Here is a 16029-nt window from a genome sequence, read left to right on the forward strand (position 1 = left end):
GCGGCGGTCACTCGGCGGCGGCGAAGCCGCCGTAGTCCTCGGCCAGCGCCGCCAGGTGGGGTTCGTCGAACACCGCCGGGCCGCCGTGCGGGCCGGTGCGCACCTCGATCACCCAGTCGGCGTCCTCGGCGTCGTCCTCCCCCGCCAGCATGTCCCGGTGCACCAGGCACGGTTCGTAGCCCTGCTCCAGGAGCTGTTCGGCCAGCTCCTCGGCGTCGTCCCGGTCCGCAAGCGTCACCAGGACGGTTCCGCGCACGTTCTCCGCCACCCGCCTCCGCCCTCCCCGTCGAAAAAGCGCGGGGCGCCGCCCCCGCGCTGCGTTATCCTGTGCCCAGGTGTCGATGGGGACGAGTAGTGCCGGCCCCGACCGGACGGACACAGCTTAGAAGCGGTCGATGCGTCCGAGCGACCCGGGGGCGGTGGGAGCCCGGGGGTACGACCGGCACGAAGATCACCCCGGAACCGCCGGAAGAACAGGGCCGACGCCCCCAGTAGAACCGGCAGACGTGAACGAAGTGGGACCCGTCCCGGCCGCCCTCGCGCGGACCGGACCGGCGGCGTCCAAGGAGGGTGGTACCGCGGGGCCCCGGCCTCGTCCCTCCGTCAGGAACGACCCTGATGGAAAGGTACGACGGTGGCCAACGAGTCCCGGCCGAGCGCGTCCCGCGCACTCCCCCAGCTGCCCGCGCAGATCGACCTGCCCGCGATGGAGCGCGAGATCCTCGACCGCTGGTCGAAGGAGAACGTCTTCCAGCGCTCCCTCGACCAGACCCGAGGCGGCCCCAACTGGGTCTTCTACGAGGGTCCCCCCACCGCCAACGGCCAGCCCGGCGTGCACCACGTCGAGGCCCGCGCGTTCAAGGACGTCTTCCCGCGCTTCCGCACCATGCGCGGCTACCACGTCGACCGCAAGGCCGGGTGGGACTGCCACGGCCTGCCCGTCGAGGTGGCCGTGGAGAAGGAGCTGGGCCTGTCCGGCAAGAAGGACATCGAGTCCTTCGGCATCGCCGAGTTCAACGCCCGCTGCCGTGAGTCCGTGCTGCGCAACGTCGACGCGTTCACCGCGATGACCGAGCGCATGGGCTACTGGGTGAACATGGACGACGCCTACCGCACCATGGACCCCCAGTACGTGGAGTCGGTGTGGTGGGCGCTCAAGCAGATCTGGGACAAGGGCCTGCTGGTCCGCGACTTCCGGATCAGCCCCTACTGCCCGCGCTGCGGCACCACCCTGTCCGACCACGAGCTGGCCCAGGGCTACGAGACCGTCACCGACCCGTCGGTGTACGTGCGGTTCCCGGTGACGTCCGGGCCGCTGGCCTCGCCCGAGCACCCCACCTCGCTGCTGGTGTGGACGACCACCCCGTGGACCCTGGTGTCCAACACGGCGGTGGCGGTCCACCCCGACGTGGAGTACGTGGTGGCCACCGACGGGAACGAGCGCCTGGTGCTGGCCCGGCCGCTGTTCGAGAAGGTCCTGGGCGAGGGCTGGGAGCTGACCGGGGAGTCCTTCGAGGGCGACGAGATGGAGCGCTGGACCTACCAGCGCCCCTTCGACCTGGTGGCCTTCGACGAGCCCGCCCACTACGTGGTGCTCGCCGACTACGTGACCGTCGAGGACGGCACCGGCCTGGTGCACCAGTCGCCCGCGTTCGGCGCCGACGACATGGCGGTGTGCCGCGCCTACGGGCTGCCGATGGTGAACCCCGTCCGCCCGGACGGCACCTTCGAGGCCGACCTGGACCTGGTCGGCGGGGTGTTCTTCAAGGACGCCGACAAGACGCTGGTGCGCGACCTCAAGGACCGGGGCCTGCTGTTCCGGCACCTGGCCTACGAGCACTCCTACCCGCACTGCTGGCGCTGCCACACGGCGCTGCTGTACTACGCGGTGCCGTCCTGGTACATCCGCACCACCGCGGTCAAGGACGAGCTGCTGGCGCAGAACCAGGCCACCAACTGGGTGCCGGAGAACGTCAAGGAGGGCCGCTTCGGCGAGTGGCTGCGCAACAACGTCGACTGGGCGCTGTCGCGCAACCGCTACTGGGGCACCCCGCTGCCGGTCTGGGAGTTCCCCGACGGGCGGCAGATCTGCGTAGGCTCGCTGGCGGAGCTGAGCGAGCTCAGCGGCGAGGACCTGTCGAACCTCGACCCGCACCGGCCGTTCGTGGACGACATCGTCATCCCCGACCCGGACGCCGACCCGTCCCTGCCCGAGGAGCAGCGGGTGGCCCGGCGGGTGCCCGAGGTGATCGACGCCTGGTTCGACTCGGGGTCGATGCCGTTCGCCCAGTGGGGCGCCCCGCACGTCAACGCGGAGGTGTTCCGGGAGAACTTCCCGGCGCAGTACATCTCCGAGGCGATCGACCAGACCCGCGGCTGGTTCTACTCGCTGCTGGCGGTCAACACGCTGGTGCACGACCGCAACGCGTTCGAGAACGTGGTGGTGCTCGGCCACATCCTCGCCGAGGACGGCCGCAAGATGAGCAAGCACCTGGGCAACGTCATGGAGCCCATCCCGGTGATGGACCGGCACGGCGCCGACGCGCTGCGGTGGTTCATGCTGGCCAGCGGTTCGCCGTGGACCGCCCGCCGGGTGGGGCACGCCGCACTGGAGGAGATCGTCCGCAAGGTGCTGCTGACGTACTACAGCACCGTGTCGTTCTTCACCCTGTACGCCAACGCCGGCGAGGGCTGGGACCACTCCCGGCTGGCCGACGCCCCGGCCCCGCAGGACCGGCCGCTGCTGGACCGGTGGCTGCTGTCGGAGCTCAACGAGGTCGTGCGGGACGTCACCGAGGCCCTGGAGGCCTTCGACACGACGACGGCGGGCCGCCGCCTGACGGCGTTCGTCGACGACGTCTCGAACTGGTACGTGCGCCGGTCGCGCCGCCGGTTCTGGGGCGGCGCGGACACCCCCGAGGGCGCGGCGGCGTTCGCGACGCTGTTCGAGGCCCTGGAGACCGTGACGCTGCTGATGGCGCCGGTGGTGCCGTTCCTGACCGACCACGTGTGGACGGCGCTGCGCCGGCCCGACGCCCCGGAGTCGGTGCACCTGGCCTCGTGGCCCGAGGTCCGCGAGGACCTGGTCGACCCGGAGCTGTCGGCGCACATGGCGCTGACCCGCCGCCTGGTGGAGCTGGGCCGCTCGGCCCGGGTGGACTCGGCGGTGCGCACCCGCCAGCCGCTGGCGCGGGCCCTGGTGGGCGCCGCCGGGTTCGCGGACCTGCCCGCGCAGCTGCGGGAGCAGATCGCCGACGAGCTGAACGTGGCGTCGCTGGAGTCGCTGTCGACGGTCGGCGGCGACCTGGTGGACTACCTGGTCAAGCCGAACTTCCGGGCGCTGGGCAAGCGGTTCGCCAAGCGGACCCCGCTGGTCGCCCGGGCGATCGGGGCGGCGGACCCGGCGGAGCTGGTGCGCCAGGTGCGCGACACCGGGTGGGCGCAGGTCCGGGTCGAGGACGAGCCGGTGGAGGTCAGCGCCGACGAGGTGCTGGTCACCGAGCAGCCGCGCGAGGGCTGGGCGGTCGCCTCGGGTGCGGGCGAGACCGTGGCCCTGGACCTGGAGCTGACGCCGGAGCTGCGCCGCGCGGGCCTGGCCCGCGAGATGGTGCGCATGCTCCAGGAGGCCCGCAAGCAGAGCGGCCTGGACGTGTCGGACCGCATCCACGTGTGGTGGGCGGCCACCGACGAGTCCACCGCGCAGGCGCTGGACGAGCACGCCGCGGCCATCGCCGGCGAGGTGCTGGCGGACGCGTTCACCGCGGGCGAGATCGGCGCGGACCTGCACCGCACCGAGTCGGAGGAGTTCGGGGTGGCCTTCGGCTTCCGCAGGGCCTGACCGAACGAGACGGGCGCCGTCCCCCCGGTGGGGGCGGCGCCCGTCGTCGTTGTCGCCGGGTGTCAGTCGCGGGTGAAGGCCGCCGTGGCGTCGGGATCCTCGTTGTCCTGGGGCCTGCGGTAGGTGAACACGGCCGTGGTCTCGGTGTCGTCGCCGCGCTGCGGGATGCTGTAGGAGAAGGACTCGGGCTCCTCGGGCGCGTCCCCGCGCTCCGCGGACTCCCCGGCGCCGGTGTCCCCGTCGCCCCGCGGAGAGCCGTCGCCGGCGTCCTCCGCCGCGTCCTCACGCGGCCGGTCGGCGTCGTCGGAGTCCTCGGCGTCCGCCGCGGCGGCCTCCCCGGCCTCCTGCGCCTCGGAGTCCCGCGCGTCCCCGTCGCGCTGCGGGATGCTGTAGGAGAAGGGCTCGGGCTCCTCGGCCGCGTCCCCGCGCTCCGCGATCTCTCCGGCGCCGGTGTCCCCGTCGCCCCGCGGAGAGCCGTCGGCGGCGTCCTCCGCCGGCGTCCGGAGGTCGTCGTCCGCCTCCGCCGCCTCGTCGCGCGCCGGTTCGGCCGCGTCGGAGTCCTCGGTGTCGCGGACAGCGGAGTCGGTGTCCGGCTCGGCGGCGGCCTCGTCGACCTCACCGGTCTCAACGGAGTCCGCGACGGGCGCGCCGGGCTCCTCCGCCCCGTGCACGTCGTCCGCGTCGTCGGCGTCCTCGCGCCGGTCGGACCACGAGGGCTCGGAGACGGCCTCGTCGTCCTCCTCGTCCGCGGCACGCTCGCGCTCGGCCCCGGTGTCATCGCCGGTCCCGGAGGCGGCGGTCTGGACGACCGGCTCCTGCGCGTCATCGGCCGCGTCGCCCGTGTCCCGTACGGGCCGGGTGTCCTCGGCTTCGGGGGCGGCGGTCTCCTGCTCCCCGGGCGCCTCGGCGTCGTCATCGGCCGTCGCGGTCTCACGCCTGTTGAACCAGGAGAGCTCCGCCCCGGCTTCATCGCCGGTCCCGGAGGCGGGGGCCGGAACGACCTGCTCCTCCGCCTCCTCGGCGGCGGACTCGCGCCGGTCGAACCAGGAGAGCCCGGCGTCGTCGTGGGAATCCTCGGGGGCTTCGGCCCGCGTGGCCGCGGGCTCGGGGGCCGGGTCCCGCGCGTCCTCGAAGGGGCGGTGGGCGGGCCGGGGGTCGACAGGGGCGGGTGCCTGCTCTTCGCGGGAGCCGTGCTCGACCGCGGTGGAGGCGGACGGGGCGGGGGCAGGCGCCACCGTGTCCGGTTCCGGCCACTCACGGGCCGTGGGTGTCTGCCAGCGCGGCAGATCGTACTCCGGCTCCCCCGGTCCGGAGTCCTCCGTCCAGGCGCGGGGTTCCCGCACCGGCTCGGGAGCCGGTGCGGGTACGCGCCCGGAGTGCTCCGGCGCCACGTGCACGGCCGCGGGAACGGACGACTTCCCCAAACCGTCCGTTCGATCCACTCGGGTCCTCCCCTGGATGAGGGCGCCCACCAGGAGCAGCACACTCACGCCGGCCAACCCCAGGGCGATGAACACCAGGGTGGTCTCGGCGAACACCAGGGCTGCCACGATGACGGCGATGGCCGCCAGCACCGCGACGGATGCGAGGACGCTGAGGATCACGGGTCGACCAGGACCTTTACACGTTGCCGGAGTCTTCAGTTGTGGAGCCTACCGCCGACCGGGGTCAGCGACGCTCGTGCGGGGCCTCGCCCGGGTGGAAACCGCCGTGCTGGACGGGCTCGGGCTGGCCGAAGGGGTTGCCGCCGGGGCCGCCGTGCTGCAGCGCCGGGGTGGGACCGGTCGGCGGGGCCATCGTCTGGAAGCCGCCCGTGGTGTTCGGGTTCGGCTGCTCGATGCCCGCGCCCTCCTCCAGCTCGCGCAGCTGGCGCTCGAAGTAGTCCTTCAGGCGGCTGCGGTACTCGCGCTCGAAGTCCTTGAGCACGTTGACCTTGTGCTCCAGCTCCTCGCGCTGCTGGACGAGGCTGCCCATGACCTGGCGGTGGCGCTCCTGGGCGTCCCGGTCGAGGTTCTCCGAGCGGACGCGGGCCTCGCCGATGATCTGCTCCGCCTGGCGGCGGGCCTTGCCGAGGATGTCCTCGGACTCGTGGCGGGCGCGGCCCAGGGTCTCGTCGGCCTCGCGGCGGGCGTCGGAGATGGCCTGGTCGGCGGTCTGCTGGGCCAGGGCCAGGACGCGGGCGGCCGTGTCCATGTTCTCCTCGCCGCCCATGCCCATGTGCATGGGGGCGGGCGCCTGGGGCTGGGGCTCGACGACGGCCTGAGGCGGCTGGACGGGCTCGGGGCGGGGCGGCTCGGGCTGCTCCTGGGGCTGCTGGAAGTCCTGCATCCCGGCGTTGGGCACCTTGCCGCGCAGGCACTCGGCGAGCTTGCCGCGCAGTTCCTCGTTCTCCTGGATCAGCCGGTCCAGCTCGGACTCGACCTCGTCGAGAAAGGCATCGACCTCTTCTTCGTCGTAGCCCGGCCGGAGCCGGGTCGTGCTGAACTGCTTGTTCCGCACATCAGCGGGTGTCAGCGGCATGTTCGTCTCCTTGGCGCGCTTGGAGTCCATCCGTAGGGACGCTACCTGATCGTGACCTTACGGCAATCCGGATCATGACCAAGACCACATAACGGAATCGGGGGCGACTTTTTTCGCCCCCGACGCCTGCTCTAGGCGACCGAGAGTGCCAGGCTTCCCAGCAGGCTCGCGGCGATCGACAGGCCCAGGAACAGCACCAGGACGCTCAGGTCGAGCGCGATGCTGCCGAGCCGGACGGGCTTGATGAACCTGCGCAGGAAACGCAGCGGCGGGTCGGTGAGCGTGTACACGATCTCGGCGATCACGAGCAGGAACCCCGAGGGGCGCCAGTCCCTGGAGAAGGACTGCACCATCTCCAGCACGACGCGCGCGAGCAGTACGAAGACGTACAGTCGCAGCGCGATGACCAGCACGGACAGGACGATACTCACGGTCTATTCGACCCAATCTCTGGACAAATCCGATGGTCTAGCTCTGATTGAAGAACCCTCGCTCAGCGATCCGCGCCTTGTCTTCCGCGGTCACCTCGACGTTGGCCGGGGACAGTAGGAACACCTTGTTGGTCACGCGTTCGATACTGCCATGCAGACCGAAGATCAGACCAGCCGCGAAGTCGACCAGACGCTTGGCGTCGCTGTCGACCATCTCGGTCAGGTTCATGATCACCGGCGTACCCTCCCGGAAGTGCTCTCCGATCGTACGCGCCTCGTTGTACGTGCGCGGATGGAGCGTGGTGATCCTCGCGAGGTCGGCGGTGGAGGCAGAGGTCGTGGTCGTGCCACCGCGCCGTTCACCCGTGCCCGAGTGGTCGCCGGTGTCGTTCACGTCCTCGCCCCGTGTTCCCTCGCCGTGCGGGGAGTCGGCGCCGCGTTCGCGGTGCTCCTCCACGCCCTCGTCGAAATCATCGAACTCATCATATTCGTCCGCATAGCGGTGATCGTAACGGTCGTCCTCCACGAGGCCGAGGTAGACCGCCATCTTGCGCATCGCGCCGGCCATCTCATGTCCTCCGTCGTCCCCGCGGCCTGCACCGCAGCCGACTCCTCCGTACCGCCCCGTCTTCCCTGGTGCAACGGGGTGTGACGCCCTTTCGGGCGAACTCCACAGACGGGTTCCAAGGTCTATGTGGGGACATTACCCCACGATCGGCCCGCGATCGCCGAGCAACGCCGCACCGAGCCGAAGGTGTGTCGCGCCACGCTCGATCGCGGCCTCCAAGTCCCCGCTCATACCCGCGGAGACCATCGTGGCCCGAGGATAACGATCACGAATGAGACACGCGACCTCATAAAGACGACCGAAAGCCTCATAAGGGTCGCCCTCTCGGGGTGCCACGGCCATCACACCGCCGAGTTCGAGCGCCTCGTGCTCGTCGATCCGGGCGGCCAGCTCCGCCGCGTCGGCGGGGTCGACCCCGCCGCGCGGGCCCAGCACGCCCGCCTGCGAGTCGTCGTCGAGGTTGACCTGGACCAGGCAGGTGAGGCGGCGCCCGGCGGCCGCGGCCCGGTCGCCCAGCGCGCGGGCGAGCTTCGCCCGGTCCACCGAGTGGACGACGTCGGCGTAGGAGGCCACCGACCTGGCCTTGTTGGTCTGCAACTGGCCGATGAAGTGCCAGGTCAGGTCGAGGTCTGCGGTGGCGGCGGCCTTGGGGGCCGCCTCCTGGTCGCGGTTCTCCCCCATGTCGGCCAGGCCGAGCGAGGCGAGGATGCGCACGTCCTCGGCGGGGCGGGTCTTGGTGACCGCGATCAGCGACACCTCCGCGGGGTCCCGGTCGGCCTTGTGGCAGGCCGCCTCGACGCGGGCGCGGGCCGCCGCGAGGTTCTCCTTGATCCGCTCGACGCGGGCCGGGTCGTGTGACACGTCGTCCTCATCCATCTCTCGGTCTCGCCGGTCCGTGCGGTCCGGTCCGGTTCAGTCCTGTTCCTGCCAGACGAACGACGCGAACCGCCCGGTGGGGGCGCCGCCCCGGTGCGAGAACAGCTCGGGTGTCTCCAGGGTGCAGCGGCCGTCGGCCCGGATGTCGGTGACCCCGGCGCGGCGCAGCTGTGCGGTGACGGCGGCGACCATGTCGACCCCGGGGGTGCCCCGGCGGGTGGTGGAGGCGGCCTCGGGGGTGTCGCGGGCGGTCTCGTCCCGCAGCCCGGCCGGGACCTCGTAGCACTTGCCGCAGATGGAGGGGCCGAGGAGGACGGTGGTGCTCCCGGGGCGGGCGCCGTGGTCGGCCATGGCGGCGATGAGGTTGGCGGCCACACCGTGGGCGGTGCCCAGGCGGCCGGAGTGGGCGGCGCCCAGGACGCCGCGTTCGCCGTCGGCCGCCAGGACGGGCAGGCAGTCGGCGGCCAGGGAGGCCAGGACCAGGCCGGGGGTGGTGGTGACGACGCCGTCGCAGGTCCCGACTGTGCCGGGGGCGTCGGCGACCAGGACGTCGGCGCTGTGCACCTGGTCCATCCAGACGACGCGGTCGGCGTCGAAACCGAGGTTCCGCGCGGCGGTGCGCCGGTTGGCCAGCACCGTCTCCCGGTCGTCCCCCGTCCCCAGGCCCATGTTGAGCGAGTCGTAGGGCGGGGAGCTGGTCCCGCCGTGGCGCTCGGTGACGGCGGCACGGACCCCGTGCCCGAGGTCGACGATGGTGCCCATCCCTGTGACCGCTGTCCTTCCCTCGGCCCGGTCGGGACGGCGCGGTGGACGCCGGCCCCCGGAGCGGCGACGGCCCCGCCCACCCGGGTCGGGGCCGCTGACACGTCGATGGTACCGGGGTGTCGGTCCGCGCTACTTCAGGAAGTCGGGGATGTCCAGGTCGTCCGGCTCCTCGAACACGACCCGGCGCCGGGGCGTGGGGACGTCGGCGCGCCGTTCGGCGACCGACTCCGAGACCACGTGGACGGGCCGGGGCTCGTCGGCGTGCTCCTCCCGGGCCGGGGCCGGCTCGGGCTCGGCCGGCGCGGCCTCGGCGAACCGGTCGTGGGCCGGGGCCTGCGGTTCCGGCTCGGGCTGCGGCTCGGGCTCGGTCACCGCGACCGGCTCGGGCTCGACCGGGGCCGCCGGGGCCGTCGGGGCCGGTTCCCAGGCCGGCGGCGGGGTCTGCTGCGCACGGGCCGGCTCGGCGCTGTGCCGGCCGCCGAGCCACGGCAGTTTCTCGGCCGACGCCCCGGCCGCGTCCGCGGCGGGGGTCGTGGACGCCCCCTGTCCGCCGGTCGCGGCGCCCGCCGTGGGGGCGACGGCCTTAGGAGGGTCCACCGGCTCGCGCCGGTGCAGCGCGGGCCCGGTGACCTCGGGTTCGTCGAAGCCCGCGGCGATGACGGTCACCCGGACCTCGTCGCCCAGGGCGTCGTCGATGACGGCGCCGAAGATGATGTTGGCCTCGGGGGCCGCGGAGTTGGAGACGAGCTGTGCCGCCTCGTTGATCTCGAACAGCCCCAGGTCGGAGCCGCCCTGGATGGACAGCAGGACGCCGTGGGCGCCGTCGATGCTGGCCTCCAGCAGCGGGGACGAGATGGCCATCTCCGCGGCGGCCACCGCGCGGTCGTCGCCGCGCGCCGAGCCGATGCCCATGAGCGCGGAGCCGGCCCCGGACATGACCGACTTGACGTCGGCGAAGTCCAGGTTGATGAGGCCGGGCGTGGTGATCAGGTCGGTGATGCCCTGGACACCGGAGAGCAGCACCTGGTCGGCCGCCTTGAAGGCGTCCAGGACGCTGACCTGCCGGTCGGAGATGGAGAGCAGCCGGTCGTTGGGAATCACGATGAGTGTGTCGACCTCCTCACGGAGCATCGCTATCCCCGACTCGGCCTGGGTGGCGCGCCGCTTGCCCTCGAAGCCGAAGGGGCGGGTGACCACACCGATGGTGAGGGCCCCCAGGGATCGGGCGATGTTGGCGACCACGGGCGCGCCGCCCGTACCGGTGCCGCCGCCCTCACCCGCGGTGACGAAGACCATGTCGGCCCCCTTGAGGACCTCCTCGATCTCCTCCCGGTGGTCCTCGGCGGCCTTGCGGCCGACGTCGGGGTTGGCTCCGGCTCCCAGGCCGCGGGTGAGTTCACGGCCGACGTCCAGCTTGACGTCGGCGTCACTCATCAGCAGCGCCTGGGCATCGGTATTGATCGCGATGAACTCGACGCCCTTGAGCCCCTCTTCGATCATTCGGTTGACGGCGTTGACACCGCCGCCGCCGATACCGACGACTTTGATGACCGCGAGGTAGTTCTGCGGTGCTGCCACGACGAGGGGCCTTTCCGCTCGCATACGCCGTTCCCTCCCGTGTCCGGCGGTGGTGTCCGCCGGGCCGGTGGGTTCGGCTCCGGTTCTACAGTGTGCGTTTCGGGTTCTCCGACGAGGCGTCCCAGGACGCCGGCGCGGGGGACCCGGGACCGCGTGAACCGTGGGGTGCCGAACCGGGGAGGCTCTGTGCCTCCCCCGGGTCCGGCGGGAGAAATACGGTTCCCGCGTACCCCGAAAAGCGTGTTCTGTACTTTGTTGACGGTGGTCGTGACTCTCGACAGTAAGCCGACCGCCCACCACCGGCAACCGATGACTGCTTCAGCCTAACGTCGTATAACACGAGGAAGCGATGTGCTGACTCGGCGCGTCGCGTCTGGAATGTCCCCGCGTCGTGTCCGCACCCCCTCCCGAGGGGGCCGCCGGCCCTCCGGAAGCGGCCGCCGGTCCGGCTTCGTCCGGCTTTGCCGTCCTTTCCCGGGGCCTGACCGCCGCTTCACCGGACGATGGCCAGGTCGGGGGTGGAGAGGTCGTACACGACACCGTCCCCCGGGGGGTGCTCGCGCATCAGCACGCGCAGGATCTCGCTCTTGTCGCCGGTGCCCTCGGCGGTCCCCCATTCGATGACGGCGCCCTCGCTGATCTCGATCCGGATGGCGTCGGGGTCGGTGGCGTCGATGAGCCGGATGCGGGCCAGCAGCGAGTCGGGGGCGGACTCGACGATGGCCGCGGCGGCCCGGACGGCGTCGTTCCCCTCGATCTCGCCGGTGACCCGGACCAGCGGGTGGGTGCCGGGCCGGGACGGCGAGTCCTCGATGCGGACGCCGTCGCGGTCGACGAGCCGGTACTCCTCCCCCACCCGCACCGCGAGCAGGGGCCGGCGTTCGACGACCTCGACCCGCAGGGTGGCGGGCCAGCCCCGGGTGACCGTGGCCGACTCCACGAGGGCGAGGTCGCCGACCCGGTCGGCGCCCGCCTCCAGGTCCACCCGGATGAGGGGGGTCCCGGTGGGGACGTCGACGGCGGCGACGACCTCCTCGCGTCCGACCCGGTCCAGCCCGCTCACGGCGACCTCGCGCACCACGAGCAGGCGCGAGCCCAGGAGTATCCAGGTGACGACGCAGACCAGGGCGACCACCAGGAGGGCCACGAAGGCGACCTTCCAGGGGTCGGACCGCTCACGCGACGCCGCGGCGGCGGGTGGCCGCGCGGTTCCGGTACCGGTGCCGCCGTCCGCTCCGTCGTGGTCTGCCCTCACCCGTGTCCTCCGACGTCAGTCCCGGTCCCGTCCGCCGCCGTGGCCGAGGGACTCGGCCACTTCCTCCACGTCGGCGGCCTCGGCGAGCCGGTCCACGATGAGCGGGCCCAGCTCGGTGACGTCGCCGGCGCCCATCGTCAGGACGATGTCGCCCGGACGCGCCAGCTCGGCGGCCAGGCGGACGGCGTCGGCGCGCCCGGGGACGTAGTGCACCCGGTCGTGGCCCACCTCGGAGGTGATCAGTTCGGCGGTGACCCCGGGTTCGGGGTCCTCTCGGGCGGCGTAGATCTCCAGCACCACGACCTCGTCGGCCAGGGTGAGGGCGGCCCCGAACTCCTCGGCGAAGATCCGGGTGCGGCTGAACAGGTGCGGCTGGAAGACGGCGATGATGCGGCCCGGCGCCTGCTCCTCCCCGGCCTCGCGCGCCTCTTCGGCGAACGACTCCAGGGCGGCGCGGGTGGCGCGCAGGTCGGCGTCGAGCTCGGTGGGGTGGTGGGCGTAGCTGTCGTAGACGCCCACTCCCCCGGCCGCGCCCTTGGGCTCGAAGCGGCGGGCGGCGCCGCCGAAGTCGGCGATGCCCTCGACCGCGACCTCCAGGTCGTGGCCGAGCTCGTCGGCGACGGCGACCGCGGCGGCGGCGTTGAGCACGTTGTGGCGGCCGGGGACCGCGACGGTGCCCTCGATCTCGCCTTCGGCGGTCGCGAGGGTGAACTCGGTGGTGAACCCGCGGGGGCGGATCCGGGTGATCCGGTAGTCGGCCTCGGGGGCCTCGCCGTAGGTGAGGACCTTCTTGCCGCGCTCGCGCGCGGTCCGGGCGACCCGGCGGGCGCCCTCGTCGTCGATGCCGACGATGAGGGTGCGCTCCACGCGGTCGACGAACGCGTCGAAGTTGGCGTGGATCTCCTCGATGCCGCTGTAGTTGTCCAGGTGGTCGGCCTCGACGTTGGTGACCACGGCGACCTTCGGGGAGAGCATGAGGAAGGAGCCGTCGCTCTCGTCGGCCTCCACGGCGATGGGGCCGCCGATGCCGGCGTCCGCGCCCAGGCCGGTGGTGACCAGCTTGCCGCCGATCACGTAGCCGGGGTCGACGCCCAGGTGCTGCAGGACGACGGTGACCATCGAGGTGGTGGTGGTCTTGCCGTGGGTCCCGGCGATGGCGACGCCCTCGCGGCCCAGCAGCAGGGCGCCCAGGGCGGCGGCCCGGGGCAGGATGCGCAGGCCGCGGCGGTGGGCCTCGGCGAGCTCGGGGTTGGTCTCCCGGACGGCGGAGGAGACGACGACGGTCTCGGCGTCGCCGAGGTGCTCGGCGGCGTGGCCGACGTGGACGCGGGCGCCCATCTCCTCGAGCTCGCGCAGGGTGTCGCTGTCGCGGGCGTCGCTGCCCGAGACCTCGACGCCGGACTGGAGCAGCACCCGGGCGATGCCGGACATGCCGGCGCCGCCCAGGCCGATGAAGTGGGTGCGTCCCAGCTTGTCGACGGGGACGGGGTCGGTCGGTCGCACCAGGCTCATCGGGCGTCCTTCCCGTCGTCGTAGTAGGCGTCGTCGCCGTCGTCCTCGGCGACGGGCACCTCCGGCGCGGGGCGGTCGCCGCGGGCGACGGCCATGACCTCGCGGGCCAGTTCCATGTCGGCGTCGCGGCGGCCCATGCGGGCGGCGGCCTCGGACATGGCGACGACCCGGTCGGTGTCGGTGAGCAGCGGGATGAGCGTGCCGGTGATCCACTCGACGGAGACGTCGGCGTTGTTCACCATGAGGCCGCCGCCCGCCTGGACGACGGGCTCGGCGTTGAGGGCCTGCTCGCCGTTGCCGATGGCCAGCGGCACGAACGCGCCGGGCAGGCCGACGGCGGTGAGCTCGGCGCAGGTCAGCGCACCGGAGCGGCACATGGCCACGTCCGCAGCGGCGTAGGCCATGTCCATGCGGTCGACGTAGGGGACGGCGACGTAGGGGATGCCGTCCTGGGTGAGGTCCTGGGGCTCGTCGGCGTTCTTGGGGCCGACGACGTGCAGGACCTGGACGCCGTGGTCGCGGAAGGCGTCACGGGCGGCGAAGGCGGTCTCGTTGATGCGCTGGGCGCCCTGGGAGCCGCCGAAGATCAGCAGGGTGGGCAGGTCCGGGCGCAGGCCGAAGTAGGTGCGGGCCTTGTCGCCCATGGCCAGCCGGTCCAGGGTGGTGATCTGCTGGCGGAGCGGGATGCCGACGAACCGTCCGTTGCGGATCTGGGTGTGGGGGTGCCCGGTGAAGACGTGGGGGGTCAGCCGGGCGCCCAGGCGGTTGGCCAGCCCGGGCAGGGGGTTGGCCTCGTGGACGACGATGGGCACGCGCCGCCGCCGGGCCGCCAGGTAGCCGGGGGTGGCGACGTAGCCGCCGAAGCCGACGATGACGTCGGCCTGGAGCCGGTCCAGGTGGTCGCCCGCGGCGCTGAGGGCCCCGGCGAGCTTGCCGGGGACGCTGAGCAGCTGCGGGGTGAGCTTGCGGGGCAGGGGGACGGCCGGGATCAGGCCCAGCTCGTATCCGCGCATGGGCACGAGGCGGGTCTCCAGTCCCCGCTCGGTGCCCAGGCAGAGGATCTCCGTGTTGGGGTCGATGCGCCGCAGCGCGTCCGCAAGGGAGAGCGCGGGCTCGATATGCCCGGCCGTGCCGCCTCCGGCGAGGGCTACCCTCATCGTCGCCGATTCCTCCTCGACCGGTCCCCGGACGGGATCGGTCCGCTGTCGTACGTGGGCTTGGTCCTGCCGCCCCGCGGAGCCTTCGTGCGCGGGCTCCGCGCCGTGGCGGCGCGCCCGGAGGGCACGCCGCCCCCGCGGCCGGCGGCCGTGGCGGTGGTGTTCTCCAGGCCCAGCCAGCTTAGAGCCCTTTCCACCCAACCGGGACCCCGGGCCGCCAGGGCCCGCTGCGCCTGGGGCTCGGTCTTGGCCAGGGACAGCAGGACGCCCAGGGCGACCATGGTGGTGATCAGCGACGAACCCCCGTACGACACCAGGGGCAGCGGGACTCCGGTCACCGGGAGCAGCCCGATGACGGCGCCGATGTTGATCATGGTCTGGCCCATGATCCAGGTCACGATGGCGAAGGCGGCCAGGCGGGGGAAGGGCTCCTTGACCCGGGAGGCCACGCGCAGCCCGGCGTAGCCCAGGACCCCGAAGAGCGCCAGGAGGAGCAGGGTGCCGATGAGGCCGAACTCCTCGCCGATGATGGCGAACACGAAGTCGGACTCGGCGAAGGGCAGGAAGCCCCACTTCTCCCGGCTGGCGCCGATGCCGACGCCCAGGATGCCGCCGGTGCCCAGGGCGTAGAGCCCGTGGAGCGACTGCATGTTGTCGCCCAGCGGGTCGGCGGTGGGGTCGAACAGCGCGGTGACGCGGGCCATCCGGTAGGGCTCGATGGCGATGGCGATGACGGCCAGGCCCAGGACGAGGCCGAACATGGCGACGAAGAGCTTGCCGGGCGCGCCGATCACCCACAGCAGCCCGAGGAAGGTGACCAGGAACACCAGGGCGGTGGACAGGTTGGAGCCGAGCAGCACGAGCAGGACGAGCAGTCCGCAGCCGGGCAGCAGCGGGAAGAGCAGGTGCCGCCACTCGGTGAGCTCGTTGAGCTCGTCCTTGCGGGCCAGGATGCCGGCGCCCCACAGGACGAAGGCGAGCTTGGCGGGCTCTGAGGGCTGCACGATCAGACCGCCGATGTCGAGCCAGCGGGTGGCGCCGTTGACCTCCACGCCCTGGAAGACGGTGAGGAGCAGCAGCGCGGCCGAGACGATCATGGCGGGGTAGCCGACCAGCCGGAACACCTGCTGGGGCAGGTGGGAGGCGAGGATCATCAGGGGCAGGCCGATGGCGGCCGACACCAGCTGCTTCTGGAAGAGGGAGAAGGACGACCCCGTCTCGCTGATGGACTTGACCATCGTGGAGGAGAGCACCATCACCAGGCCCAGGGCGATGAGCAGCACCGCCGTTCCCAGGATCAGGTAGTAGGAGGTCAGGGGCCGGTCCAGCGCCCCGATCCACTCCCGCCACAGGGCACGCTCGCGCCCCTCGGTCACCGTCGTCCCCCGGGTCCGGGCCACCCCGGGGATCGTCGTCGTCGCCATCCGCACCCACCCTCCGCACCTGCGCGCCTCAATAGTGGCGAACTGCGGGGCGGGAACCGTGGACATTTCCCGCGTGTTGGCCATCTTCGGCGCGGAAGGGGGTGG

The 16029-nt window shown here is 72.6% G+C and carries 13 protein-coding genes; 1 reads left to right on the top strand and 12 read right to left on the bottom strand.

Translation table 11 applies throughout. The features are described from left to right. Positions 1 to 7: 7 nt before the first annotated feature. Positions 8 to 268: a hypothetical protein gene (locus ACFVNO_RS29705; RefSeq protein WP_220562492.1), complete on the bottom strand. Its 261-nt coding sequence runs from the start codon at positions 266 to 268 to the stop codon at positions 8 to 10. Positions 269 to 634: 366 nt separating this feature from the next. On the opposite strand from ACFVNO_RS29705, the gene ileS reads away from it, so the two are divergent. After that, a complete protein-coding gene (ileS, locus tag ACFVNO_RS29710) occupies positions 635 to 3838 on the top strand; it encodes an isoleucine--tRNA ligase (protein WP_378897521.1) in 3204 nt (1067 codons plus the stop codon). A gap of 62 nt (positions 3839 to 3900) precedes the next feature. Here the strand turns inward: ileS and ACFVNO_RS29715 are convergent, their stop codons facing one another. The 11 genes from ACFVNO_RS29715 to ftsW form a co-directional block, all read right to left on the bottom strand. Further along, a complete protein-coding gene (locus ACFVNO_RS29715; protein ID WP_378897524.1) occupies positions 3901 to 5442 on the bottom strand; it encodes a hypothetical protein in 1542 nt (513 codons plus the stop codon). 64 nt (positions 5443 to 5506) lie between these two features. Further along, positions 5507 to 6358 carry a DivIVA domain-containing protein gene (locus ACFVNO_RS29720; protein WP_220565256.1) on the bottom strand — a complete coding sequence of 284 codons (852 nt, stop codon included), beginning with the start codon at positions 6356 to 6358 and terminating at the stop codon, positions 5507 to 5509. Between the two features lie 131 nt (positions 6359 to 6489). Further along, complete coding sequence (locus ACFVNO_RS29725) at positions 6490 to 6789, bottom strand: YggT family protein (RefSeq protein ID WP_220562495.1); 300 nt, start codon at positions 6787 to 6789, stop codon at positions 6490 to 6492. Between the two features lie 37 nt (positions 6790 to 6826). After that, complete coding sequence (locus ACFVNO_RS29730) at positions 6827 to 7357, bottom strand: cell division protein SepF (protein WP_220562496.1); 531 nt, start codon at positions 7355 to 7357, stop codon at positions 6827 to 6829. Positions 7358 to 7492: 135 nt separating this feature from the next. Then, complete coding sequence (locus ACFVNO_RS29735; protein WP_355260175.1) at positions 7493 to 8218, bottom strand: YggS family pyridoxal phosphate-dependent enzyme; 726 nt, start codon at positions 8216 to 8218, stop codon at positions 7493 to 7495. A gap of 51 nt (positions 8219 to 8269) precedes the next feature. After that, positions 8270 to 8995 (bottom strand): peptidoglycan editing factor PgeF, encoded by a 726-nt coding sequence (pgeF, locus tag ACFVNO_RS29740; RefSeq protein ID WP_378897529.1) that lies wholly within the window; start codon positions 8993 to 8995, stop codon positions 8270 to 8272. A gap of 132 nt (positions 8996 to 9127) precedes the next feature. Further along, entirely contained in the window at positions 9128 to 10576 is a 1449-nt protein-coding gene (ftsZ, locus tag ACFVNO_RS29745) for a cell division protein FtsZ (RefSeq protein WP_355260169.1), read from the bottom strand. Positions 10577 to 11069: 493 nt separating this feature from the next. Then, complete coding sequence (locus ACFVNO_RS29750; protein ID WP_355260166.1) at positions 11070 to 11831, bottom strand: FtsQ-type POTRA domain-containing protein; 762 nt, start codon at positions 11829 to 11831, stop codon at positions 11070 to 11072. A gap of 15 nt (positions 11832 to 11846) precedes the next feature. After that, positions 11847 to 13343 carry a UDP-N-acetylmuramate--L-alanine ligase gene (gene murC, locus ACFVNO_RS29755; RefSeq protein ID WP_220562500.1) on the bottom strand — a complete coding sequence of 499 codons (1497 nt, stop codon included), beginning with the start codon at positions 13341 to 13343 and terminating at the stop codon, positions 11847 to 11849. After that, positions 13340 to 14500 carry an undecaprenyldiphospho-muramoylpentapeptide beta-N-acetylglucosaminyltransferase gene (gene murG, locus ACFVNO_RS29760; RefSeq protein ID WP_355260160.1) on the bottom strand — a complete coding sequence of 387 codons (1161 nt, stop codon included), beginning with the start codon at positions 14498 to 14500 and terminating at the stop codon, positions 13340 to 13342. The genes murC and murG overlap by 4 nt, the downstream gene beginning before the upstream one ends. Then, positions 14497 to 15924, bottom strand: coding sequence for a putative lipid II flippase FtsW (gene ftsW, locus ACFVNO_RS29765; protein WP_355260157.1), 1428 nt, complete (start codon positions 15922 to 15924; stop codon positions 14497 to 14499). The genes murG and ftsW overlap by 4 nt, the downstream gene beginning before the upstream one ends. Positions 15925 to 16029: the final 105 nt, after the last annotated feature.

This window comes from Nocardiopsis sp. NPDC057823, from assembly GCF_042797335.1.
In the GTDB taxonomy this organism is placed as follows: domain Bacteria; phylum Actinomycetota; class Actinomycetes; order Streptosporangiales; family Streptosporangiaceae; genus Nocardiopsis; species Nocardiopsis changdeensis.